The organism is Aeromonas sp. CA23, assembly GCF_002587065.1.
Lineage (GTDB): Bacteria > Pseudomonadota > Gammaproteobacteria > Enterobacterales > Aeromonadaceae > Aeromonas > Aeromonas bestiarum.
Window position 1 is genome coordinate 626904 of the sequence record NZ_CP023818.1, and the last position, 23421, is coordinate 650324.

General features: G+C 61.2%; 22 protein-coding genes. 12 read left to right on the top strand and 10 right to left on the bottom strand.

Annotated elements, in window-relative coordinates; translation table 11 throughout:
* Positions 1–371 precede the first annotated feature (371 nt).
* Together CK910_RS02895 and melR are read left to right on the top strand one after the other, a co-directional pair.
* Positions 372–548, top strand: a complete 177-nt coding sequence (locus tag CK910_RS02895) for a hypothetical protein (protein WP_098980954.1) — start codon at positions 372–374, stop codon at positions 546–548.
* Between the two features lie 344 nt (positions 549–892).
* Positions 893–1819 carry a transcriptional regulator MelR gene (gene melR, locus CK910_RS02900; protein ID WP_098980955.1) on the top strand — a complete coding sequence of 309 codons (927 nt, stop codon included), beginning with the start codon at positions 893–895 and terminating at the stop codon, positions 1817–1819.
* Between the two features lie 27 nt (positions 1820–1846).
* Here the strand turns inward: melR and CK910_RS02905 are convergent, their stop codons facing one another.
* From CK910_RS02905 to CK910_RS02925, 5 genes are all read right to left on the bottom strand, one after another.
* A complete protein-coding gene (locus tag CK910_RS02905; RefSeq protein ID WP_157774589.1) occupies positions 1847–3445 on the bottom strand; it encodes a hypothetical protein in 1599 nt (532 codons plus the stop codon).
* Between the two features lie 61 nt (positions 3446–3506).
* Complete coding sequence (melB, locus tag CK910_RS02910) at positions 3507–4907, bottom strand: melibiose:sodium transporter MelB (protein WP_098980957.1); 1401 nt, start codon at positions 4905–4907, stop codon at positions 3507–3509.
* A 43-nt stretch (positions 4908–4950) separates the two neighbouring features.
* Positions 4951–6303: an alpha-glucosidase/alpha-galactosidase gene (locus CK910_RS02915; protein ID WP_098980958.1), complete on the bottom strand. Its 1353-nt coding sequence runs from the start codon at positions 6301–6303 to the stop codon at positions 4951–4953.
* A gap of 218 nt (positions 6304–6521) precedes the next feature.
* A complete protein-coding gene (locus CK910_RS02920) occupies positions 6522–7025 on the bottom strand; it encodes a GNAT family N-acetyltransferase (protein ID WP_098980959.1) in 504 nt (167 codons plus the stop codon).
* A 117-nt stretch (positions 7026–7142) separates the two neighbouring features.
* A complete protein-coding gene (locus CK910_RS02925) occupies positions 7143–7964 on the bottom strand; it encodes an HDOD domain-containing protein (RefSeq protein WP_043134925.1) in 822 nt (273 codons plus the stop codon).
* A 174-nt stretch (positions 7965–8138) separates the two neighbouring features.
* On the opposite strand from CK910_RS02925, the gene CK910_RS02930 reads away from it, so the two are divergent.
* Positions 8139–8402, top strand: coding sequence for a hypothetical protein (locus CK910_RS02930; protein ID WP_043134924.1), 264 nt, complete (start codon positions 8139–8141; stop codon positions 8400–8402).
* A 107-nt stretch (positions 8403–8509) separates the two neighbouring features.
* Positions 8510–9355: a KPN_02809 family neutral zinc metallopeptidase gene (gene ypfJ / locus CK910_RS02935; RefSeq protein WP_098980960.1), complete on the top strand. Its 846-nt coding sequence runs from the start codon at positions 8510–8512 to the stop codon at positions 9353–9355.
* Between the two features lie 64 nt (positions 9356–9419).
* On the opposite strand, the gene aphA is transcribed toward ypfJ, so the two are convergent.
* Positions 9420–10130: an acid phosphatase AphA gene (gene aphA, locus CK910_RS02940; RefSeq protein ID WP_098980961.1), complete on the bottom strand. Its 711-nt coding sequence runs from the start codon at positions 10128–10130 to the stop codon at positions 9420–9422.
* 293 nt (positions 10131–10423) lie between these two features.
* Here aphA and CK910_RS02945 point away from each other — a divergent pair, with 293 nt between their 5' ends.
* The 5 genes from CK910_RS02945 to CK910_RS02965 are packed head-to-tail and all read left to right on the top strand — an operon-like array spanning position 10424 to position 16912.
* Positions 10424–11647, top strand: coding sequence for a PAS domain-containing protein (locus CK910_RS02945; protein ID WP_098980962.1), 1224 nt, complete (start codon positions 10424–10426; stop codon positions 11645–11647).
* Between the two features lie 15 nt (positions 11648–11662).
* Positions 11663–12034, top strand: coding sequence for an anti-anti-sigma factor (locus CK910_RS02950; RefSeq protein ID WP_098984970.1), 372 nt, complete (start codon positions 11663–11665; stop codon positions 12032–12034).
* Positions 12035–12039: 5 nt separating this feature from the next.
* Positions 12040–13104 carry an ATP-binding SpoIIE family protein phosphatase gene (locus tag CK910_RS02955; RefSeq protein ID WP_098980963.1) on the top strand — a complete coding sequence of 355 codons (1065 nt, stop codon included), beginning with the start codon at positions 12040–12042 and terminating at the stop codon, positions 13102–13104.
* On the top strand, positions 13105–15771 hold the full coding sequence (locus tag CK910_RS02960) for a response regulator (RefSeq protein ID WP_098980964.1): 2667 nt from the start codon (positions 13105–13107) through the stop codon (positions 15769–15771). It begins immediately after the preceding gene.
* A 10-nt stretch (positions 15772–15781) separates the two neighbouring features.
* Positions 15782–16912: an HD-GYP domain-containing protein gene (locus CK910_RS02965; protein WP_172955218.1), complete on the top strand. Its 1131-nt coding sequence runs from the start codon at positions 15782–15784 to the stop codon at positions 16910–16912.
* On the opposite strand, the gene CK910_RS02970 is transcribed toward CK910_RS02965, so the two are convergent.
* The gene (locus CK910_RS02970; RefSeq protein ID WP_098980966.1) at positions 16909–17592 is read right to left on the bottom strand and encodes an ATP-binding protein; all 684 of its coding nucleotides are present in this window, start codon (positions 17590–17592) and stop codon (positions 16909–16911) included. The two genes, CK910_RS02965 and CK910_RS02970, sit on opposite strands and share 4 nt — an antisense overlap.
* Positions 17593–17839: 247 nt before the next feature.
* Between CK910_RS02970 and CK910_RS02975 the strand changes: the two genes are divergently transcribed.
* The 3 genes from CK910_RS02975 to CK910_RS02985 all read left to right on the top strand — a co-directional run bounded on the left by CK910_RS02975 (position 17840) and on the right by CK910_RS02985 (position 20373).
* Positions 17840–19156, top strand: coding sequence for an MFS transporter (locus tag CK910_RS02975; protein WP_098980967.1), 1317 nt, complete (start codon positions 17840–17842; stop codon positions 19154–19156).
* 135 nt (positions 19157–19291) lie between these two features.
* Positions 19292–20008, top strand: a complete 717-nt coding sequence (locus tag CK910_RS02980) for a MarC family NAAT transporter (RefSeq protein WP_043139769.1) — start codon at positions 19292–19294, stop codon at positions 20006–20008.
* 161 nt (positions 20009–20169) lie between these two features.
* Complete coding sequence (locus CK910_RS02985) at positions 20170–20373, top strand: hypothetical protein (protein ID WP_042868639.1); 204 nt, start codon at positions 20170–20172, stop codon at positions 20371–20373.
* 153 nt (positions 20374–20526) lie between these two features.
* On the opposite strand, the gene tldD is transcribed toward CK910_RS02985, so the two are convergent.
* The 3 genes from tldD to CK910_RS03000 all read right to left on the bottom strand — a co-directional run bounded on the left by tldD (position 20527) and on the right by CK910_RS03000 (position 23414).
* On the bottom strand, positions 20527–21975 hold the full coding sequence (gene tldD, locus CK910_RS02990) for a metalloprotease TldD (RefSeq protein ID WP_172955219.1): 1449 nt from the start codon (positions 21973–21975) through the stop codon (positions 20527–20529).
* A gap of 271 nt (positions 21976–22246) precedes the next feature.
* Complete coding sequence (locus CK910_RS02995) at positions 22247–23068, bottom strand: carbon-nitrogen hydrolase family protein (RefSeq protein WP_098980970.1); 822 nt, start codon at positions 23066–23068, stop codon at positions 22247–22249.
* Between the two features lie 25 nt (positions 23069–23093).
* Positions 23094–23414, bottom strand: coding sequence for a Dabb family protein (locus CK910_RS03000; RefSeq protein ID WP_098980971.1), 321 nt, complete (start codon positions 23412–23414; stop codon positions 23094–23096).
* Between the last annotated feature and the right edge of the window lie 7 nt (positions 23415–23421).

Consider the following 23421-nt stretch of genomic DNA (forward strand, 5'->3'; position numbering starts at 1 on the left):
AATCACCAAATAATTGTTTGCTTTTTATTCATATCGAGGAGAGAATGCGCACCGGCTAGTTAATCAGCCCTGTTTATGTTCGCAATGCTTCAACGTTAGATGAATCCTGCCAGTACCTACATAACCTTCCTCTGATTTACTCGCCTCGAGAACCGTCAGGCTGTCTGCCTGCGTTGCCCGGCTCTCACGGCGCAGACCCGTTCTGCCCACCCAATTTGATTTATGCATCAGCATATTCCTTGACAGTGCAGACGCCCGTGACTCGGGCTGGGTATTCCTGCGCGCTTGTCGACCCTGGCGGTTGACCGCGCCCATTAACCTGAAATTTGCAAAAACAAGGAGCAAACACTTAATTTATATAGAGAAATACCATGATGAAAGCCATACATACACACAAGCCCCTGCGTCGCAGCAAACCCATCAACCTGCCTCCACAAGAGCAGGATTCCGATGCGTTCCTGATCCAGTTCAGCACCCGCTTCAGCGGCGGTTTCGCCATCTCCTGTGATGGTATCGCTGGCGAGTTCTCCATCGAAGACCTCAACTGATCCTGCCTGCCAACCGGCAGCGCCCGATGCAGACAGGCCGCAACTCACGGCGGCCTCTTTGTTTCAATCATGCGCATCCCCAGCCTTCCAGAACACCCGCAGGTCAAACGGCACCTTGACGTTTGCCATGCACGACATACCCCCTCTTTTCTGACAGGCGCTCGCACTGCACGCCGGCAAGGAAACTCTCCGCTATATTTTATCTCGGCTCGTTTCTGTGATCTCATAGACAATTCCTTGCGCTGATAGTGATGCGAGGCCGAATAAATGGACCTATGCCACAGGCAGCAAGACGAAATGATGGTAGATCTGAAGCCTGATCTTCTCAGCTACTTAGCGATGCAATGCAGCCTGAACGCCCTTACTTCTCTAGCGTACGCGACACCGGCTCGACAGATGCAGGCCTAAGCAGCCCGCTGTCACTTTACTCTGCTTATGACGCGCTCGACGTCGAATTGCGGGCTCCCCACGAGATGGCCGGTTACCACTGGCATGGCCAGGTAGAGGTGAATATTCCATTCGATGGTGAGGTGGAATACACCATGAATGGTCAATCCTTCACTCTGACGGCCGGTCATGCCGGACTGTTCTGGGCCACGATCCCGCATCAACTGACCCGGGTCGGCAATTGCACGCGGATGGGACTGATCAACGTGCCTGTCCATCTGTTTCTCTCCTGGCCCATCAACCGGGATCTATTGACTCAGGTAACCCATGGCGGTGTATTGCAGTCCCGCTCTCCCATGCTGGTGAGTGAGTTCGAACTGGCTCGCTGGGTGGCAGAAAGCCGGATGAACGAGCCTGGACGCCAGCAACTGGTCACCGACGAAATCTGTTTGATGTTACGTCGCATCGGGCTGGATGGCTGGACCCGATTGCTCGCCAGTCACCATGGCCTGCGTACGGCCAACGGTTCCTCCAGACACGCTCAATTTCACGTACAACAGATGCTCGAATACATAGCCGAACACCATGACGCCCCCCTGACGACCCAAGAACTGGCGGAACATGTTGGGCTGCATCCCAACTATGCGATGGGGTTGTTCCAGAAGGTGATGAAAATGAGTGTCAAACAATACGTGACCGCCATGCGTATCAACCATGCTCGCGCCCTGCTGAGCGATACCGAACGAAACATCCTCGACATAGCTCTGACGGTGGGATTCAACTCCAGCAGTCGTTTCTATGAGACTTTTCAGCGCTATCTTGGCCTGACGCCGAACCACTATCGTCAGCTCAGCCGTGGACGAGCCAGCTCAACAAACACATAAAAGAGGGGGCCATGCCCCCTCTCTGCATCATCGATCGGATCTGGGTGCAGGGACCATGACATTCACTTGCTGTCCCGGCAGTACTGCCACCTCAATCACGCTGAGTCTGATGCCATTCAAGAGTAACTGACGCGCCTTGCGCCGTTTACCATCCACCAGCAGGGTGACATGGCGACCGGGAAAACGAGCCTCCCAGGTGAGGGGGTGCCGGCCCTCATTGCCCAGAGTGCTGGCGATCTTGCCATCGTGGCGTAGAGAGAGCCGATGGCTGCCCAGCGTCAATTGCTCTATCGCGACCCAGTCGATAGCCGCCGGCAGCCTGGGCAAGGTCACCACCCGGTGAGCGGCGGCATCAGGTTCAACACCCATCAACCCCTCGACCGTCTGGGCAACCAGGCTGAAAGAGATCTCGGGATAATCCCCATTGGTACCCTGGCTCGGCCGCTCATGAGGCAGATCGCGCATGGTCAGGATATAGCGCATCCAGTGCCATGCCTCCTCATTGCGCAGATAGGGGAAATAGGTCTCTGGCAGATAGGTGTAAGCCTCGATATTGGCTGGCGATTCAGGCGTGCTGCCGATCCCGTTTCCCACCATCTTGCCGATGAAGTCGAGGTAACGATCGTTGCGCGGCCCCGGCTCCGACAGCAACTTCATCGGGATAAACCAGCTGTTCTCCTTGCCAAAGTCACTCTTCTTGCTGAGATTGTCGTCGAGAATACGGGCATAGTTGCCCTCCTCATCCCCCTCCACCCGACTCCACTCCTGGTTGAAGTAACGCCGTAACTGTCTCGCCTTGGTTTGCCATTCTCGCGCCTCCCGCGACTCGCCGCGAGCCTGCAACATGGCCGCAAACGCCAGGGTGGCCTGATACTGGGCACCGATGGCATCCGCCGCCTCGATGGGGTGTTCGCCGCGTTCGTTGTAGGTACAGGAGCCCTGGAAGATGCCTCCCCTACCTTCGGCAATGCCGTTGGGATGCTGATCATCATGCAGGGCAACGAAGTCGGTTAACACTTTGCGATAGAAACGCCATAGCTCGGGATCATCCAGATAGCGACGATCCCCGCTCCACAAATAGGCACGGTAGGCCTTCTCGACCAGTTCAAACTGGGCTGGCACCTCCCGCACGAAATAGTCGTCATGCTTGTAGTCGATGGTGTGGGGAGAACCATCGAAGTTGAAGGCCCAGAGGGTATACCATTTGCGCGCCTCGGTGGCGTTGCGGGCAAATACCTTGAACATAGAGAAATTCTCGGCGCCCCAGCCGGCGATCTCGGCACCCGTTACCTGGTGAGCAAAGTCACGCCCATAGAAGGCGGACCTGTCGTAGTAACCGGCCCAGTAGGAGGGCAAATAGTCATGCAGTCCACTGCCATCGCCACTCGGGTGATATTCGTCCTTGTTGGTGACCCCACGTTTGCCGGTCATGATGAACTGCCCGGTTTTGCCAACGGCCCAGTTAAACCCCTCGGTCAACTCGATGCTGGAAGAGGTCAGACGGAGTTGTGGCGCTTGGGTTGATGCCGCTTGGGCGGCAACCGCCAGCTGTGAGCAAAATGTCGTGATGCCGACCGCCATCAGGGCGCACGAGAGACGGGCACGACGGCTCATTGGATATCCCATGTTCTTTTTCCTTCCATGATGAGCGCCGGTCACAGGACCGGCGCAGTAAACTAGCGGTTCATTAGGAGGCGGCTCTGGCTGGCGAGACGTCGACGCCTTCGGGGCCGTACTTGCTCATCAGATGCTCTACCACCTTGTGCTGGAACTGGCCATTGAGCCGGTAGAAGCGGAAGTAGACGAACAGAGTCAGGGCGAAGAAGATGGCTGGCAGCCCGACCATGATGACCTGCATGCCGAGCAGGGTACCGGCACTCTGCACCGCGTTCGGTACATAGCCGATCAGGGTCAGAATGATACCGATGAAGAAGCCGGCGAAGGCGGAGCCCGCCTTGACCACCATGGTCTGCACCGAGTAGGCGATGCTCTCGTTGCGAGTTCCCAGCTTGTACTCACCGTAATCCACGGTATCGGCGACCATGATCACCTGCAGTACCCAGAACAGGGCGGTACCAATGTTGAGCAGGATGCCGGAGAGGGCGATCAACGGCACGTTCTGGGTATCGTAGAGACCAACATAGAGCAGGGTCAGACAGCTGAGGATGGGGCTGAGCGATGCGAGCGCCCACAATACCCGGCGAGAGATGAACCCGACCAGACGGGGGAAAATCATCAGGGTGAGCAGGTTGGCCACACCGGAATACATCATGTAGTTGGGGAAGAGATCCTCGCGGCCTATCACATAGGTGAAGTAGTAGATGGCAAAGGCGGTGATGATGTTGTTCGCCACGTTATAGCAAAGCGCCATGAACAGCACGCTGGTGAGCTGATCGTTGCGGAAGATCAGTTTGACTGAATCGATGATGGTGGTGCGCTGCTGACTGACCGCACCGGGAACCACCGCCGAGCTGTAGCGCTCCTTGACGTTGCGCAGGGTCACCAGGGTCGAGACCACGAAGAAGGCGATGAGAATAAAGGTAAACATCAGAAAACCATGAGCCTTGTCGCCCTGCCCGAAGTAATCCACCACCTTGAGACCGATGGCTCCGGTAATGAGCCAGGCCAGGCTGGCAAAGAAACGGGGATAAGGCACCAGTGCCTCTCGCTCGCGTTTGTCGAGGGTGAGGGTAGGCACCAGCGACCAGAAGGGTATATCCATCAGGGTATAGGTCATGCCCCACAGGATATAGGTCACCGCCACATAGATAAGCAGGGCCGTTCCCTCGAAATAGTGGGCACAAAACACCATCACCAGGGCGATCGAGTTCACTATGGTGCCGATCAGGATCCAGGGTTTGAACTTGCCCCAGCGAGAACGGGTGTTGTCGACAATCCAGCCCATGATGGGGTCATTGACTGCATCCCAGATGCGGGCGACGAGGAAGATGGTACCGACAGCCGCAGCCGATATCCCCACCACATCCGTGTAGTAAAACATCAGGTACATGTAGACGATGCCGATGGCAAAATCCTTGCCGAAGGCCCCGAAGCCATAGCTCAACTTGGTTTTAAGCGAGACGCTCATGGTGTATCTCCTTGGGGTTAAGCCCCCCGCAGGGGGCTCTGGCTCAGCCGTGAATCCACTCGGGTAACCAGCCACGATGGGCTTCAATCAGTTCGTCGACCAGGGCATAGATCTCGTCCATGCCCAACACAGCAGCGGTATGAGGATCGAGCATGGCCGCATGGTAGATGCTTTCGCGTTTGCGCTCCGTAATAGCCTCGGTCACCAGTGCCTGCACGTTGATATTGGTGGTCATCAATGCCGCCAGATGGGTTGGCAAGCGGCCAATCGCGGTAGGTTGAATCCCGTTGGCATCGACCAGACAGGGCACCTCCACACAGCACCCCTCCGGCAGGTTGGTGATGAGGCCATCGTTTCTGACGTTGCCGTAGATGACGCTCGGTTCACCGCTCCACAGGGAATTGATGATGACGCTAGCGTATTCATTCGATTCTGGTACCTCGACCCGATCCGCCTGACGATAGGCGATGAGATCATCCTTCCAGCGAGCAATTTGTTCGATGCAGCGCTTGGGATATTCATCGAGCGGCACCTTGTAACGCGCGATGAGATCGGGGCGACCCGGTTTGATGAAATAGGGGGTGTACTCGGCAAAATGCTCGGATGACTCGGTGACGAAATAGCCGAACTTCTTGAACAGTTCATAACGCACCAGATTCTGGCAACGCTGGTTGTGGTGCAGACCGGGCTTGGGTGCAGTGCCGGCTTCATAGGCCGCCAGCAGTTCGGGATAGAGATCGATGTAGTCACCATTCTCGAGCTGACGCTCAAGGCTCAGGTAGAACGCCATGTGGTTGATGCCGGCACTGCGGTAGCGCAAAGTGGCCGGGTCTATGTCGAGATCCCTCGCCAGCTCGTGGGCCGTGCCCTGCACCGAGTGGCATAGCCCCACCTGCTTGATATGGGGAAATTGCCGGTACATGGCCCAGGTGTTCATGGCCATGGGATTGACATAGTTGAGCATGGTGGCGTCTGGGCAGACGGATTCCATCACCTCACACAGTCGCCACAACTGGGGAATGGTGCGCAGCGCCCGCATGATGCCACCCGGGCCCAGGGTGTCGGCGATGGTCTGCTCCAGGCCGTGGCGCTTGCACACCTCGAAGTCGGTGACGGTACAGGGTTCGTAACCACCGATCTGGAAGGCCACGATGACAAAATCAGCCCCCGTCAGCGCAGGTTCGAGCTCGGTATGGCAGTCGAGGCGGCCCTTGGCGCCACTCGAGTGCATCAGTTTGCGGACGACCAACTGGGACTCTTCCAGCCGCTGTGGGTCTATGTCCATCAGGGAGATGTTGGCATTTTTCAACGCCGGTTTGTGAAAGACATCCCCCAGAATGTTCTTCACGAAGATGGTCGAGCCAGCACCAATAAAGGTGATATTGGGAGTTCTCATTTCCGTTGCTCCAGTGACAGTTGAATCAGTACGCCTACTATGGCGAACCGGCCTGTCACGAGCGTCTCGCTTCCGGGGATGAGACTCCCAAAACCTCACATTCGATGGAACAGATGGCAAGATCTTACAAAATAGGACTCTTCTCCCTATTTACGGGAGAGCCAGCATGGCAGGGCTCACCAGCTTATTTTGTTATCTCGCCACATATTTGCAGCCACTCAGTCCGCTTGTTCCAGCAGCAGGCACTCCTCCTCGCTCTCTCCCAGCCTGACCAGCCGACCCTGACTCAGCCCCAGCTTGGCCAGCAGTGCCACCGATCGCTCGTTGCCCGGGGTGACGATGGCGATCACTCGCTCTATCCCCAGCCTCTCCCGACCATCTTGCAGCGCCGCTTGCGCCGCTTCTATGCCGTAACCCTGACCCCGATAGGCGGGCAGGAAGGCGTAGCCTATGTCTTCGCAGGGCAAGGTATCGCGCTTGATAAGGCCGCAGATGCCGAGCCTGGCCTCATCGCTCCTGCGCACGACCAGATAGAGGCCGTGGCCATGGCGGGCATAGCTGACGGCAGGCCCCTGCTGGATGTAGTTTTCGGCGTCGAGCAGGGTGCGTATGCCGCGATCACCGATATAACGGTGAAAGTCGCTGTCGTTGAGCAATTCGAGAATGAAGGGGGCATCGGCTGTGGTCAGTTCGCGCAGCAGCAGGCGCTCGGAGAGGATCATGGCAAGGGCTCTTTCAACAAAAACAGGCCCTCAAGACTGCCCCTGCTCCGCCTCATTGGCAAGGCAAACCCCATGAAAAAGGGCCGCAGTGCGACCCCGATAACAGGATGAGCAGGCTCAGGCCGCCAGCAGACCCGCATAGCCATTACCCTGCTCGCGCAAGGCCATGAACACGGCGGCACAATCCGGCCAAGCCAGGCCGAGTCGCTCGGCCACCTGGACGGGCCACTCGGGTGGCGCCTCCTCCCCCACATCCGACTGCGCCGCCAGCACTATGCCCAGGTGGATCAGCGCAGCCTCGGCAGAGAACTCCTTGGCCAGCAAGGGGTTGTAGTGATACTCCACCGCATGGCAGATGCTGAGGGGAAATTGCCAGCGCCTGGCCATCTCGGCCCCTGTCTGGGCATAGTTGAAGCCGACCACCAGCTCCTCGGCCTTGGCGCGCCCCTTGCTGGGCTCCAGATCCTTGATGTGGTTCACCATGTTCTCCGGCAGTCCCACATGCATGATGAGCCGCCCCATGTCGTAGAGCAGGGCGCAGGTGAACACCTCCTCCCCCTTCATGCCCTTGAGCTTGGCAAGCCGTCTGGCCAGCTCGGCCACGTCGAACACCTTGCCCCAGAAGTGCTTGAGGTCGATGCCGGGCACCGCATTGATGGAGCCTGTCAAACCGCAGGCCAGCACCATGTTGCGCACCACATCGACCCCGAGTCGCACCACAGCCTCGTTGACGGTGGCGACCTGGCGACTGCCGCCAAACTTGGCGGAATTGGCCAGCCGCAGCAGCTTGGCCGAAATGACGGGATCCTTGTTGATCTTCTTGGCGATCAACAGGATATCCGGTTCCTTCTCACTGAAGGTCTGCACCAGATCGCGCATGACTTCGGGCACATTGGGCAGATTTTGGGGCTTGGATAACAGCGAGTCTATGGTGGGCATCTTGATATCCGTCCATGCAATTTTATGATGTCTTTCGTTTGCCGACAGCAAACCCTCAGTAAGTATGGGTAACAAAAAGCGGCCTCACAGGAATGTTTTTATCGACATATTTCAATGTGTTAATAGCATTGTGGCTATACTGGCACCCTTTATGACATGACGAGGAAGTTGAACATGAGCGAACCCACCGAGTTCTTTGACGAACAGACCCTGCTGGAGATGGTCGACAACCAGCTGATCGATGGTCACCCGTTGCAGGTCAAGGCGACCCTGATGCGGCTGGTGATGAAGGGCACCCCACGGGAAGAGGCGCTGCAATACATCGCCTGTGCCCTCGGCGCCGAACTAATGGCGATGGAGGCGGAGCAGGGTCCCTTCAACCTTGAGCGTTACGCCCAGTTTCTGGACTCCCTGCCCGAGATGCCCTGGGCCGAATAAACGCGCTTGCCAGCCGATTGCGGCCCTGCCGCAGGCCTGGCCCCGTTAGGCAAGCCGCACCGCCAGCCATTATCATTACTGCCATTGCACATGAGGGGAGCAAGGCTATGCGCTGGCAGAATCGCCGTGAGAGCAACAATGTTGAAGACAGGCGCCAACAGGGCGGCGGTGGCGGGCTTCCCATCGGCGGCAAGGGTCGCCTGATCCTGCTGGTGGTAGTCATGGTGGCCGGCTACTACGGGGTGGACCTCTCCCCCCTGCTCAACGAGCCGACGACCCAGAGCCAGCCCCAGCGTCAGGAGGTGTCTCAGCCGGCTAAGGATCCCCTGGCCAAGTTCACCTCGGTGATGCTGGCCTCCACCGAAGATACCTGGGGCGAGATCTTCCAGCAGAGCGGCAACCCCTATCAGGCCCCCAAACTGGTGCTCTATCGCGGCGCAACCCGTACCGGCTGCGGTCAGGGCCAGTCGGTGATGGGTCCCTTCTACTGCCCGGCGGATCGCACCGTCTACATAGACCTCTCCTTCTATCAGGAGATGCGCGACAAGCTGGGAGCCGACGGCGACTTCGCCCAGGGCTATGTGGTGGCGCACGAGGTGGGTCACCACGTGCAGAACCTGCTCGGCATAGAGCGCAAGATGCGCCAGCAACAACAGGGACTGAGCCGCGCCGCGCAGAACAAGCTGTCGGTCAAACTCGAATTGCAGGCCGACTGCTTCGCCGGCATCTGGGGCCACTACATGGAGCGGGAGCAGGTGTTGGAGCACGGCGATCTGGAAGAGGCGCTCAACGCCGCCCAGGCCATAGGTGACGACCGCCTACAACAGCAAAGCCAGGGCCGGGTGATCCCGGACAGCTTCACCCACGGCAGCTCGGCCCAGCGTTACGCCTGGTTCAAGCGCGGCTTTGACAGCGGCAAACCCGCCAGCTGCAATACCTTCGCCGCCCGCTAGACGCCAGGAAAAAAGGGCCTGCTCCTGACAGGAGCCGGCCCTTTTGCCAACCGCAAGACGGCGATCAGAACTGGGAGTCGACTATAACCTCTTCCCCCAAAGCGCCCGCCAGCGGCAGCGGCCGGTAGGTGGAGTTGGCTGCCCGCAGCAGGCGTATGCCGCGCACACCCACGGCCTGCGCCGCCTTGATATCCCCGTCCGCATCGCCGTAGAAGATCTTCATCTGTTTATCCTTGAGCCACTGCACCTTGGTGTTCTGACCCGGTTGATCGCCGGCGAAGATCACCGGATTGAGCCGATCGGCCGGGATCCCCATGGTCTGCTGCAGCGTCTGGCTCACCGTTTCGGTCCTGGTCGCCGAGCGACCCGTGACGAAATAGATGTGATCGCCGCGCTTGAGGTGCATGGCGATCAGCGCCTTGCCCACCTCTTTCGGCACACTGAATGCGTCCCAGCCGTTGTTCATCTTCTCCCAGAAGGCGGGATTCTTGAGGTAGCTCTCGTCGTTGGGCGAGAACTCCTGCTTGCCGCGATAGAAACCCGGGCTGGAGAAGAGCAGGGTGTCGTCGATGTCGAAGCCCACCGCCATCGGCGGCAGGCCATCCAGACTGGCGGCAATCTGCGCCACCGACACCCAGTGAATGGGCGCCTGCTGGGCCAGAGTCACAGTCGTGACACCGGTCGGGCTGGTCACGGCCTGATCGGCCAGGGCGGGCAGGCTGAGGGTTGCGGCGAACAGGGAGGCTAGCAGGGCAAGACGGGGGAAAGCGGGCATGGTACGACTCGTGACGTGAATAAAACAGGGTGCCAATCCTGCCCCATGCTGTCGACCGAAACCGTGAAACCGGCCACAAAACGGAACCAGGTGACTCGCGCCAACCGGCATTTTCCACGCGGGATGAACGCCAGGCGCCGCGTGAATGTGGCCTCATCCGAGCGATCGTCACATCTGATCGCCACCAGCCCCTTTTGACCCTTAATTCAGGCCTAAAGAGCCCGCGTGAGCTATAACTGCTTAACACCCTTTATTGATATCAACATCAACGACATTCTCTCACTGGAGATGCCATGGACGCACACACCTCTGCCCATTCCACCAAGACCGGCTCAGCATCATCCCCTCACCAAGCCCAGATGGACGCCATCGACAAGATGCTGGCGCGGCTCGAACTCTCCCCCGACGGGCAGATCCTGGATGCCAACCCGCGCTTTCTCGCCCTCATGAACTATTCGCTGGACGAACTCAAGGGCCAGCACCACGAGGTGCTGCTCTCACGGGATGAAGCGCAATCCCCATCCTATACCGCCTTCTGGGAGGCACTGCGCAGCGGCCAGCCACAGGAGGGGGAGTTCCACCGGCTGGACAAGCAGGGGCGGGATGTGTGGACCCTGGGCACCTGCAGCCCGATGCTGGATGCACAGGGCAAGCTGATCCGGATCATCGAATACGCCATGGATCTGACCGAACAAAAGCAGCTCAACGCCAACTTCGAGGGACAGATCAATGCCCTGAGCCGGGTCATGGGCAAGGTGGAGTTTTCCCTGGATGGCACCATTCTGGATGCCAACTCGCGCTTTCTCGACATAGTGGGCTATCAGCTGGAGGAGCTGAAGGGTCAGCACCACAGGTTGCTGGTCGACCCGGATTACGCCCAGTCGCCCGATTATCACGCCTTCTGGGAGACATTGCGCCGCGGCGAGTACCTGGCCGGCGAGTTCTGCCGGCTCGGCAAGCAGGGCGAGGAGGTCTGGATCCAGGGATCCTACAATCCGGTGCTGGATCTGAACGGCAAGCCCAGCAAGATCGTCAAGTTTGCCACCGACATCACGGCCCAGGTGGAGCAGCACCGTCAGCTCAAACGGGCCATGGAGGAGGCGGAAGAGGCCGCCAGGGTGCGCGAGGAGCTGCACAAGTCGCTGCAGGAGATGTCGACCCCGGTCACCCCCATCTGGGACGGCATTCTGCTGTTGCCACTGGTGGGGATCATAGACTCCATGCGTACCGCCGACGTGATGAACAAGTCGCTCACCAAGATTGCCGAGACCCGGGCCCGGGTCTTCGTGCTGGATATAGCCGGCGTCGCCACCGTGGATACCGGGGTCGCCAACCAGTTGATCAAGATCACCAAGGCGACCCAGTTCATGGGGTGCGAGGCCATCATCTCAGGGGTCTCTCCCGCCATCGCCCGCACCATGGTGGAGCTGGGGGTCTCGGTCGGCGATATCCGCACCACGGCGACCCTGAGGGATGCCTTCGAAATTGCCCTCAAGCGGGTCGGATCCACCCTCTAGGAGGCGACCATGACCATGCAGCTCAACAACGATCTGGGCATAGCCAATGTGGCTGACTGCGTCGTGGTCAGCATGCGTCCCGATCTCGGTGACGACGGCATGCAACTGCTGATGCAGACCCTCTCCCAACGGCTGGTACAGGGCCGTCAGCGCGCCGTGCTGCTCGACTTCTCCGGCGTCATGCTGCTCGATCACCACGAATTCAGACAGGTGTGCAAGCTGGCCGACGTGTGCCGCCTGCTCGGCGCCATCTGCCTGCTGGTCGGGTTGAATGCAGGGATCGCCGCCTTTCTGGCGCTGGCCGAGGCGCAGCCGGGACAGCTGCGCTGCTTCATCGACATGGACGATGCCTTCGCCCATGTCAATCGCCTCAAGGCCGAGGAGTAAATCCCATGCAACTGGAACAGACAGCGCAGGAAGCCAGGTATCCGTTGCGCCACGACATCGACCTGCACCTGACGGTGATGGCGGTGCGTCGTCTCCCCTTCATCGCCAGCCTGTCCGAGGTGGACCGCGCCATGCTCTCCACCGTGGTCTCCGAGCTTGGCAGCAATATCCTGAAATACGCCACGAAGGGGGAGATCACCCTGGCTCTCAATCACCCCAAGGGACGCCCCTGCATCGACATCATCGCCCGTGACAAGGGGCCCGGCATCCCGGACGTGCACCAGGCCATGCAGGATCACTACAGCACCTCGGGCACGCTTGGGCTGGGGCTGCCCGGCGTGCGGCGCATGATGTCCGAACTCACCATCAGCACACCGCCCGAGGGGGGCACCCTGGTACAGGCCCGCAAGTGGCTCGGGGCGGCACCCTCGATGGCCCGCGTCACCCTGCCCACTCAGGTGTCGAACACCCGCGCGCTGACACTGGAGTGGGCCAGCGAGAACCGGCCCTGCTATCCGGAGCGGGTCTCGGGCGACTTGGCCTTTATTCGCCCAGGCCCCGACGGGGTCTCGTTGGTGCTGATCGATGTGAGCGGCCACGGCGCCTCGGCCAACAAGCTGGTGCAGATCCTCGAAGAGGCGCTGCACAACAGCCGGGAGCAGGAGCCTGCCCGTCTGCTGCACCTGCTCCACCAGCACTGCATCGGCACCCGGGGAGCCGCCGCCGGCGTGGCGCTGATCAATGGCGAACGCGGCGAGCTGAGCTATGCCGGCATCGGCAATACCCGCATCTGCCTGCGTGGCCACGAGCCCTGGCGCGGCATCTCCCGCGACGGCGTGCTGGGGGAGCGTTTCCCTACCCCCTTGCTGCAACGTCAACCCATAGTGCCGGGGGATGTGGTGATGCTCTACTCGGATGGCATCAGCGAATCACTCAACCTGCGCGATGGCGCACTGGAACTGGGGGCGGATCCCGCCACCCTGGCTCGCCAGGTCATAGCCCACAGCGGCCGCAGCACGGACGATGCGAGCTGCATAATATTGCGGGTGCAACCGGAGGAGGAAGGCTAGATGCAACAGCTGATCGGTGACATTCGGCTCTCTGGCCCGGCGGCGGCCCTCACCGCCAGACGCAAGGTGATCCAGGTTCTCACCTGCATAGACAAGAGCCCCACCTTCGTGGCCCCGCTGGCGGGGGCCACCTCGGAGCTGGTGCGCCAGCTGGCGGCGACGACCGGCTGGCTGCAACTGCGGTTGTGGCTGGAGAGCAAGACGCAGGAGCTCTGGCTCTCTCTGGCCGCCGATGAACCGCTGCAACCCGGTTCCTCTGGCGCCGCTCATGGCACCATACGGCTGGTCTCTCACTCGGACAGTGCCATCGCCCTGGTCTGCCACCTGCCCCACTGGCCGGATGACGGCATGCTGCAACAGATGCAGCAGCAGTTCGCCGAGCCGACACGGGAAGAGCTGTTCGCCGTGATGCAGACCAAGAATCAGGAGCTGGAACAAGCCTATGAACTGGCGGAGAGCGCGACCCGGGCCAAGAGCGACTTTCTCGCCAACATGAGCCACGAGATCCGCACCCCCATGAACGCCATCCTCGGCATGGCCCACCTCGCCCTGCAAACCCGGCTCGACCCGCAGCAGTTCGACTACGTGGGCAAGATCCAGCGCTCCGCCCAGCACCTGCTCGGCATCATCAACGACATCCTCGACTTCTCCAAGATCGAGGCCGGCAAGCTGGATCTGGAGCGGATCGAATTCGATCTCGACCATGTGCTGGAAAACCTGGCGACCCTGGTGGGCGAGAAGGCCGAGGCCAAGGGCATAGAGTTGCTGTTCGAGGTCGACCACCAGCTCGATACCCTGCTCTATGGCGATCCGCTGCGCCTCGGCCAGATCCTGATCAACTACGCCAACAACGCGGTCAAGTTCACCGAGCAGGGCGAGATCCTGGTCAAGGTCAGCTGCCTGGAAAAACTGCCGCAGGAGGTGCTGCTGCACTGCTCGGTGCAGGACACGGGGATCGGCATGAGCCAGGAACAGCAGCAGCGGCTGTTCCAGTCCTTCCAGCAGGCGGACAGCTCCACCACCCGCAAGTACGGCGGCACCGGCCTCGGACTCGCCATTTCCCGCAAACTGGCTGGGCTGATGGGAGGCGAGGTGGGGGTGCAGAGCGAACCGGGCCAGGGCAGCACCTTCTGGTTTACCGCCCGCCTTGGCCGGGGCAGGTACAGATCCCGCTACCTGCCCAGCCTGGATCTGCGCGGCCGCCGCATGCTGGTAACCGACGACAGCGCCAGCTCCCGCACCATACTGGCCGCTCTGCTGAGCAGCATGAGCTTCGTGGTGGACACCGCAGAGTCTGGCCAGCAGGCGCTGCAGATGATCGCCAGCGCCGAGCAGGAGGGGAGACCCTATGAGGTGGTGCTGCTGGATTGGCACATGCCGGGGCTGGATGGCATAGAAACGGGTCGCCGCCTCATCGCCCGCGGCTTCACCCAACGCCCCTACCGGGTCATGGTGACGGGTTACGGACGGGAGGAGGTATTTCGCGAGGCGGAGGCCGCCGGATTTGACCGGGTACTGGTCAAGCCGGTGTGCGCCTCAGTGCTGTTTGATACCGTCATAGGTCTGTTTGGCCAGCAAGCCACGCCGGTCGCCTTCAAGTCACAACAACCGGCCCACAGCTACCGCTTCGACGGGCTCACCATACTGCTGGCGGAAGATAACGAGCTGAACCAGCAGGTGGCGCGGGAGCTGCTGCGAGCGGTCGGGGCCAAGGTCGACATAGCCGCCAATGGCGCCATCGCCCTGAAGATGGCGGAGCAAGCGCACTACGACCTGATCCTGATGGACATGCAGATGCCGGTGATGGACGGGCTGGCCGCTACCCGGCTACTGCGCCTGCAGGAGCGCGAGGGGCATCACATCCCGATCCTGGCGATGACGGCCAATGTCATGGCCGGCGATCGGGAGCGCTGCCTGGAGGCTGGCATGGATGACCACATCGCCAAACCCATAGATCCCGACAAGCTTTATGCCGCCCTGCAGCGCTGGGCGACCTCCTTCAGCCGTGAAACCGGGGGGCGGATCAAGTCCTCGGTGACCCAGCGCGAGGAGCCCTTGCAGGCGCAGTTGCAGGCGCTCGGGTTCAAGGCAGAGACAGCACTGCAACGCCTGATGCACAACTGGGAGTGGTATCGGGACCTGCTGCGCCGCTTCGCCCAGCAGGGCGTTCAACCCATGCAGCATCTGATCGCCGCCCTGCAGAAAAGCGATAGCGAAGAGGCGCATCGGCAAGCCCATACTCTCAAGGGCATAGCCGCCACCCTGGGCGCCGACCCGCTACGGGACATAGCGGCCCGGCTGGAGAGTGCCATCGCCCGGGGAGACGATGCCAGCAGCCTGTTACCCCTGGCCGAGCAGGGGTTGCAGATGCAGCAACAACTGACCGATGGCTTGCTCCCCCTGCTGCCCCCCCAGGCCTCCCCGGCTCGATCCGAGCTGGCGCAACCGGACATAGCGTCCGTACTGACACGGCTGACCCAATTGCTGCTGGAGGATGATGCCGAGGCCTTCATCCTGTTCCAGCACCATCAGGCCAGGCTCGCCCCCTTGCTGGAGGAGGCCGCACCGGCCATGGCCAACGCCATGACCCGGTTCCGCTTCACCGACGCATTGGCACATCTGCAACAAGTCCGGGCCCTCAAGCCCGATCTGTTCAACCAAGAGTGAGGGCACCATCATGCTCAATTTGCTGGATCCCGACACCAAACCCACCCTGCTGGTGGTCGATGACACGCCGGAGAATCTCTCCCTGCTCAGCGCCTTGCTGAGCCCTCACTATAGAGTCAAGGTGGCCATCAGCGGCCGGCGGGCGCTGGAAATACTGTCGGCCGGCACCCGGGTAGATCTGATCCTGCTCGATGTGGTGATGCCCCTGATGGACGGTTACCAGGTGATGCAGGCGCTGCAGGAGATGCCGCAGACGCGGGACATTCCAGTGATCTTCCTGACCGCCAAGGTAGAGGAGAGCGCGGAGGCACACGGGCTGGCGCTGGGTGCGGTGGACTATATCCACAAGCCGATCACCCCCGCCATCGTGCTGGCCCGCGTCAGAAACCATCTGGAGCTGAAAGCCGCGCGGGACCTGCTGCACGACCAGAACGCCTATCTGGAGCAGGAGGTGGAACGGCGCACCCGGGAGAACGAGCTGATCCAGAACATCACCATCCACTCCCTTGCCTCTCTGGCCGAGACCCGCGACAACGAGACCGGCAACCACATACTGCGCACCCAGCACTACGTGAAGCTGCTGGCGGAGACCCTGTGCGATCACCCCCGCTTTCGCGCCGAGCTGACCCCCAAGACCATAGAACTGCTGTTCAAGTCGGCGCCCCTGCACGACATCGGCAAGGTCGGCGTGCCGGACCGGATCCTGCTAAAACCCGGCAAGCTGGACGCAGACGAATTTGCCCAGATGAAGCATCACTCCATCCTCGGCAAGGAGGCCATAGTCCATGCCGAGGAGGCGCTGGGGGTGGAGGTCGAGTTTCTGCGCCTGGCCAAGGAGATCGCCTGTTACCACCATGAGAAGTGGGATGGCACCGGCTACCCCTATGGCCTGATGGGGGACGAGATCCCCCTCTCGGCCAGGCTGATGGCGCTGGCGGATGTGTACGATGCCTTGATCAGCAAGCGCTGCTACAAGGCCGCCATGTCCCATGATGAGGTGGTTCCCATCATATTGGCGGGGCGCAGCAGCCACTTCGACCCCGACATCACGGATACCTTCGCCCGCATCCACTCGCAGTTTCACGACATAGCCCTGCGCTACAACGACGACAAGGGCGAGCGGGAGACAAAGACCGACTAGACGATAGGGAGGTCGGCAGGCAGCAGGTCGGTGAAGACGAAGCCATCCCGTAGCACAGTCTCCCCCACCCGTATGGCCAGCGGCCGGTGGAACATGGGGCCGTCCCAGGCCAGGGTATGAAACTCGCCATTCTCGCCGCACGGATCCACCCCGGCTGGCAGGGCCGCCAGCAAGGCGGGATCAAACTCGTGGCCGCCCAGGCTGGCATCCAGTTTCTTCGGATCAAGGGTGCTGATCCTGGCCCTGAGCCCAGCCGCCATCATCTGCTGCGCCAGCTTGGCCGTGTCGCTGCCCCACAGCGGAAACAGCGGCTCAATGCCCGTTCCCAGCAGCTGTTTCTCCCGATAGGCGCGCACATCCTCGAGAAAGAGATCGCCAAACGCCATCTGGTGGATCCCCTCTGCCACCACGCCCGCGATGAAGTCGGTCATGATGCGGGCGTAATCCTCATTGGTGCAGGGCCAGGGCAGATCGATGGCGGTCAGCGGCAAGCCAACGCACTCGGCCTGCTGCATCAGCAACTGCTTGCGCACCCCGTGCATGGCCACCCGCTCGAAGGCCTGATTGAGGGTGGTAAACAGACCCACCACCTCGATGGCCGGATCCTGCCGCAATGTGTGCAGCGCCCAGGCGCTGTCCTTGCCGCTGCTCCAGGAGAGCAACACCTTGGTTTTCTTCATGATTTCTCCAGCTGTCTTGTACCCGGAAACGGGTTGAGTATCCGGGCATAGTCGTTGTCATTCGCCCCGGGAGCAGGCTTCCGGATATGGGCCAGGTTCCCAGCCTCGCTGCACCAAAAAGCTGCAAGACAGTATTGCGAATTGTGCGATTTACATACCGGGATGCAAAAGCATACCCTCGGTCATGAGCGTGTCCCCTCAAAGGATGGGGAACAATAACTAAAAAAACGATGGGAAACATAAGGATATGACGACAGTCACGCAAGCTTACGACCACAGCCGTCCCCTCAACCGACAGGATTACAAGACCCTGAGCCTGGCCGCTCTCGGTGGCGCCCTCGAATTCTACGACTTTATCATCTTCGTCTTCTTCGCCGTGGTGATCGGCGAGCTGTTCTTTCCGGCCGACATTCCCGAGTGGCTGCGCCAGTTCCAGACCTTCGGCATCTTCGCCGCCGGCTATCTGGCGCGCCCCCTCGGCGGCATCATCATGGCCCACTTCGGCGATCTCATCGGCCGCAAGCGGATGTTTACCCTCAGCATATTGCTGATGGCGCTGCCAACCCTGCTGATCGGCCTGCTGCCCACCTACTCCACGCTCGGCATCGCCGCGCCCCTGCTGTTGCTGCTGCTGCGTATCCTGCAGGGAGCTGCCATCGGTGGCGAAGTGCCCGGTGCCTGGGTGTTCGTGGCGGAGCACGTGCCTGCCCGCCGGGTCGGCGTCGCCTGCGGCACCCTCACCGCGGGATTGACGGCCGGCATACTGCTTGGCTCCCTGGTGGCCACCGCCATCAACCGCGGCATGAGCCCGGCCGAGGTGAGCGACTGGGGTTGGCGTCTGGCCTTCGTACTCGGCGGAGCGTTCGGCATAGTCGCCATGTACCTTCGCCGCTGGCTGCACGAGACCCCTGTCTTCGCCGAGATGCAGGCCAACAAGGCGCTGGCGGAAGAGCTGCCGCTCAAGACTGTGCTGCGCAACCACAAGGGCAGCGTGCTGATCTCCATGCTGCTGACCTGGTTGCTCTCCGCCGGCATAGTCGTGGTGATCCTGATGACCCCCACCTACCTGCAGAAGGTGCATGGCATCAGCCCCGCCGATGCCCTGACCGCCAACTCCCTGGCCATCCTGGCCCTGACCCTGGGCTGCATCTTCTATGGCCGGCTGATCGATGCCCTCGGCAGCGGTCCCACCTTCATGCTGGGCTCCCTGTTGCTGGCTGGCGCCAGCTACGCCTTCTACCACGGCCTGGCGGCCGGCATGGATCAGCTGATCCCGCTCTACATGCTGGCGGGCTTCGCGGTCGGGATCGTCGGCGCCGTGCCCTACGTCATGGTCAACGCCTTCCCGGCAGTGGTGCGTTTCTCCGGGCTGTCGTTCTCCTACAACGTGGCCTACGCCATCTTCGGCGGCCTCACCCCCATGCTGGTGACCCTGTGGATGAAGAACGACGTGCTGGCCCCCTCCCACTATGTGGTGAGCCTGTCGGCACTGGGCTTTGCCATCGGCCTGCTGCTCTGGCTGCAACGGCGCAACCAGCGGCAGGCTGCGCCGCAAATCGCCTGACCCCTCGCAAGCCCCGCTGGAATCGGGGCTTTTTTCATATGGCTGGTGTTCAGCCCGGCCGACATAAGATAGCCTCCCTCTCGGGCCTGTCGACGGCCCGGGACACTCCTCCACTCTAGTCATCCGAGGTTCATGATGTTCTTTCAGGTCGTATTTCTCGCCTTGCTTGCCCTGCTGCCCATGGTCAATCCACCCACCACGGCCACCCTGCTGCTGGGGCTGAGCAAGGGCATGTCGCGCGAGCACGTGCGCCGCCAGATCAACCTGGCCGCCATCTATCTGTTCTGCACCCTCTGCGTCAGCTTCTTCATCGGCTCCTCCATCCTGGATCTGTTCGGGATCTCCATTCCCGGCCTGCGCCTGGCCGGCGGTCTCATCATCGCCTTCATCGGCTTTCGCATGCTGTTCCCGGCCCCGAGCCAGGCGGCCGGGGTCGATATCAACCAGAGCATCGCCTTCGTGCCGCTGACCATGCCCAGCATGTGCGGGCCGGGCACCATGGCGCTGGTGATCAGTGGCGCCGCCCAGATAGCCGAGCTGCCCGACGAGTACAACCGCTTCACCATCTATGCCGCCATGGTGACCGCCTTCGCCCTGATGAGCGCACTCAGCTGGGGCGTGCTCAAGCTGGCGGATCCTGTCTGCAAGATCCTCGGTGCCACCGGTATAGATGCCATGACCCGGATCATGGGCTTCCTGCTGGTGTGCATGGGCATGCAGTTCTGCATCAACGGCATCAAGGAAGTGGCACAGGATCCCGTGTTCCACGGCGCCACTGCGGCACAAACGGCACCTGCATTGCCACATGTATCCGGTGCACTCGAACAATTGGAAGAGGCCCGCCAGCCCTGACTGAAAACGGTGTCATAACCGCCGACAATCGTCACTGATCTTGCGCCTGATCATGTTGCTGACACATAAATGAGATAGTGTGTTTTTTGTACAGACTCGATTCAGAGTGTGCTTGATAGGTTTGTGGGTGGAGACACCCACTCACTGCAGGAGATGTGCAAATGGAAAAGATGCTGACCGAGATTGGAAGCTACAGCCTGTTTCATGAATATCTGAATGTGGTCGGTGCAGCCAGCCCCGCCCTGGCCAGGATAAAAACACGGTGGGAATACAAACAGAGCGATCGTCTGGTTGCCCAGATCAGGGTCGATCCACAAGGCAATGCGCGCTTCTACATAGACGCCAGAGCCATATCGGTCAACTGACCCAGTCACCCTATCCACCAGCCCCGGCCATGTACCGGGGCTTTTTGTTGGTTGCCGTCTGCCTGAATGACAAAACCCCGGCAGGTGCCGGGGTTTGACTTTGCAGATGCAGCGTCGGGTTATGCACGGCGCGGCCGACCCAACCTAGCGGGGCTAGGAGGTGCCACCCACTGTGAGCTGGTCCAGCTTGAGGGTGGGCTGGCCGACCCCGACTGGAATGCTCTGCCCCTCCTTGCCGCAGACGCCGACTCCACGATCGAGCGCCAGATCCCGACCCACCATGGAGACCTGGCTCATGGCCTCTGGGCCATTACCTATCAGGGTCGCGCCCTTGATGGGGGTCGTTATCTTGCCATCCTCGATGAGGTAGGCCTCGGAGGCGGAAAAGACGAACTTGCCGGAGGTGATGTCCACCTGACCGCCGCCGAAGTTGGGGGCATAGATGCCCTTCTTCACCGAGGCGATGATCTCCGCCGGATCATACTGACCCGCCAGCATGTAGGTGTTGGTCATGCGCGGCATCGGCAGGGCCGCGTAGGATTCGCGGCGGCCGTTGCCGGTGAGCGGCACCCCCATCAGGCGGGCGTTCTGCTTGTCTTGCAGATAGCCTTTCAGGATCCCGTTTTCGATCAAGACGTTGTAGCCACCCGGCGTCCCCTCGTCATCTATGCTGACGGAGCCGCGCCGACCCGGCAGGGTGCCGTCGTCGACTATGGTGCAGTGTTTGGAGGCGACCTGCTCGCCGATGCGACCGGCGAAGGCGGACGAGCCCTTGCGGTTGAAGTCCCCCTCCAGACCGTGGCCCACCGCCTCGTGCAGCAGCACGCCGGGCCAGCCGGCGCCGAGCACCACCGGCATGGTCCCGGCCGGGGCGTCTATGGCCTCGAGGTTGACCAGCGCCTGACGCACCGCCTCGCGCACATAGCCGAAAGCCCGGCTCTCCAGCCCGTCAAGCTCCAGGAAATAGTCGTAACCGCAGCGACCACCGCCACCCGCGCTGCCGCGCTCCCGGCGATCCCCCTTCTCGGCGATCACTGTCACCGACAACCGCACCAGCGGGCGCACGTCGGCCGCGAGCGTGCCGTCGGTGGCGGCCACCAGTATCTCCTCATAGACGCCGCTGATGGAGGCCATCACCTGATTGATGGCGGGATCCAGGCTGCGGGCAAATTTGTCCATCTGCTCCAGCAGGGCGATCTTCTGATACTTGTCGAGGGTCTGCAGGGGGTCCATGGCCGGATAGAGCAGGTTGGCCTCGGTGCGGGCCCAGGCCTTCACCTTGCCCTGCGCGCCGGCGGCGGCTATGCCACGGGCAGCGGTAACCGACTGTTGCAGCGCCAGCAGGCTCAGCTCATCGGAATAGGCGAAGCCCGTCTTCTCGCCACTGACGGCGCGCACCCCGACCCCTTGGTCGATGTTGTAGCTGCCATCCTTGACGATGCCGTCTTCCAGCATCCAGGACTCGTGCCAGCTGCGCTGGAAATAGAGGTCGCCGAACTCCACCTGATGGCTCATCAGGCTGCCGAGCAGCTGTTGCAGCCGCCCTTCATCTAGGTCGTTCGGGGCCAACAGGGAGGCACTAACCTGGCTCAATAGACTCAATCTTCTTCTCCACTCTCGTAATGAGATGTTTTAACCGTTTGTCGACTCGCAGGGTCGATTGGCCGCATGGCGGCATCATCGAATGGCTGCGAATCCAATTGCATAGGGTCTGCATCACGGCCTATCAGACTTTGCCCAATCGACCCGACAACAGCCGGACCCGGCTTAGTAGCGGTCAGCGGCTGCGTTTCAATTTTTCATCACGCCATCAGAGCAGGCGGGCACAGCTCAGCACCGCCAACAGGCAGCGTTTCAATTCGCCACCATACCGTCAAAGCAGGCGGGCGTGGCTCAGCACCGGCATAGTGCGCTTCAATTCATCGACAAGCCCGGCATCCATCTTTGCCAGCACTGTGGCACGGCCCGCTGGCTGGCAGGCCAGCACCCGGCCCCAGGGGTCGATCACCATGCTGTGGCCCCAGGTCTGGCGCCCCGTCCCGTGGGTACCGCCCTGATTGGCGGCCACCAGATAACACTGGTTTTCGATGGCGCGGGCCCGCAGCAGCGGCTCCCAGTGCGCCTCGCCGGTCACGGCGGTAAAGGCGGCAGGCACCAGCAGCACGCGGGCTCCGGCCCGGGCCAGCTGGCGGTAAAGCTCGGGAAAGCGCAGATCATAACAGATAGAGAGGCCGAGGGGACCAAAGGGGGAGTCCACCAGCACAGGCTGGCTCCCCGGGCTGAAGGTCTCCGACTCCCGGTAGCGACCCTGATTGTCGGCTACGTCCACATCGAACAGGTGGATCTTGTGGTAGTGGCCCTTGAGCTCGCCGCTGGGGTCGAACACCAGCGAGCTGGTGTGGATATGGTCGGAACCGGCGATGGTGGTCGGCATGGCCCCCGCCACCAGCCAGATGCCGTAGTCGCGGGCCCACTCGGCCAGCTGCTGCTGGATCGGCGCTGCTCCGCCCAGATCGGGGCCTATGGCCTCGGCCCCATCCAGATAGCCCTGCCGCTCGCCAAACAGGGCGAAGTTCTCCGGCAGCAGCACCAGCAGCGGCCGCTCTTTGGGCAGCATGGCCAGCTCGGCGCCGATCTGCTCCCGGTTATCCTGCCAGCGACGGCCGGACACCAGCTGTATTGCGGCTAACCACATGACTCTCTCCTTGTCGCTCTGGCCGTCAGACAGTGACAGCATCCCCCGCTTGCAGGGTGTAATCCAGCACTATGATGCGATCCAGCACGGGACGAAAGAGCGCCTTGAGGGCATCGTGATCCGGGTGGGGCAGATAGCGCTGGCGGGCAGCTTCATCGGCGAAGGTCATCAGCACGCTGTGAGTGAAACCCTCGGCCCGTCCCTCCGGACTGTCATTTTGGCCCCACTCCACGGCCAGCACGCCGCTGACCTGGTGCGGAATGGCGAGAAAGGCCGCCCTGACGGCCGCGATATCGTCGGGGCTGGCCTCACCCTTGAAGGTGATCAGCAGAATATGTCGGATCATGGCTCAC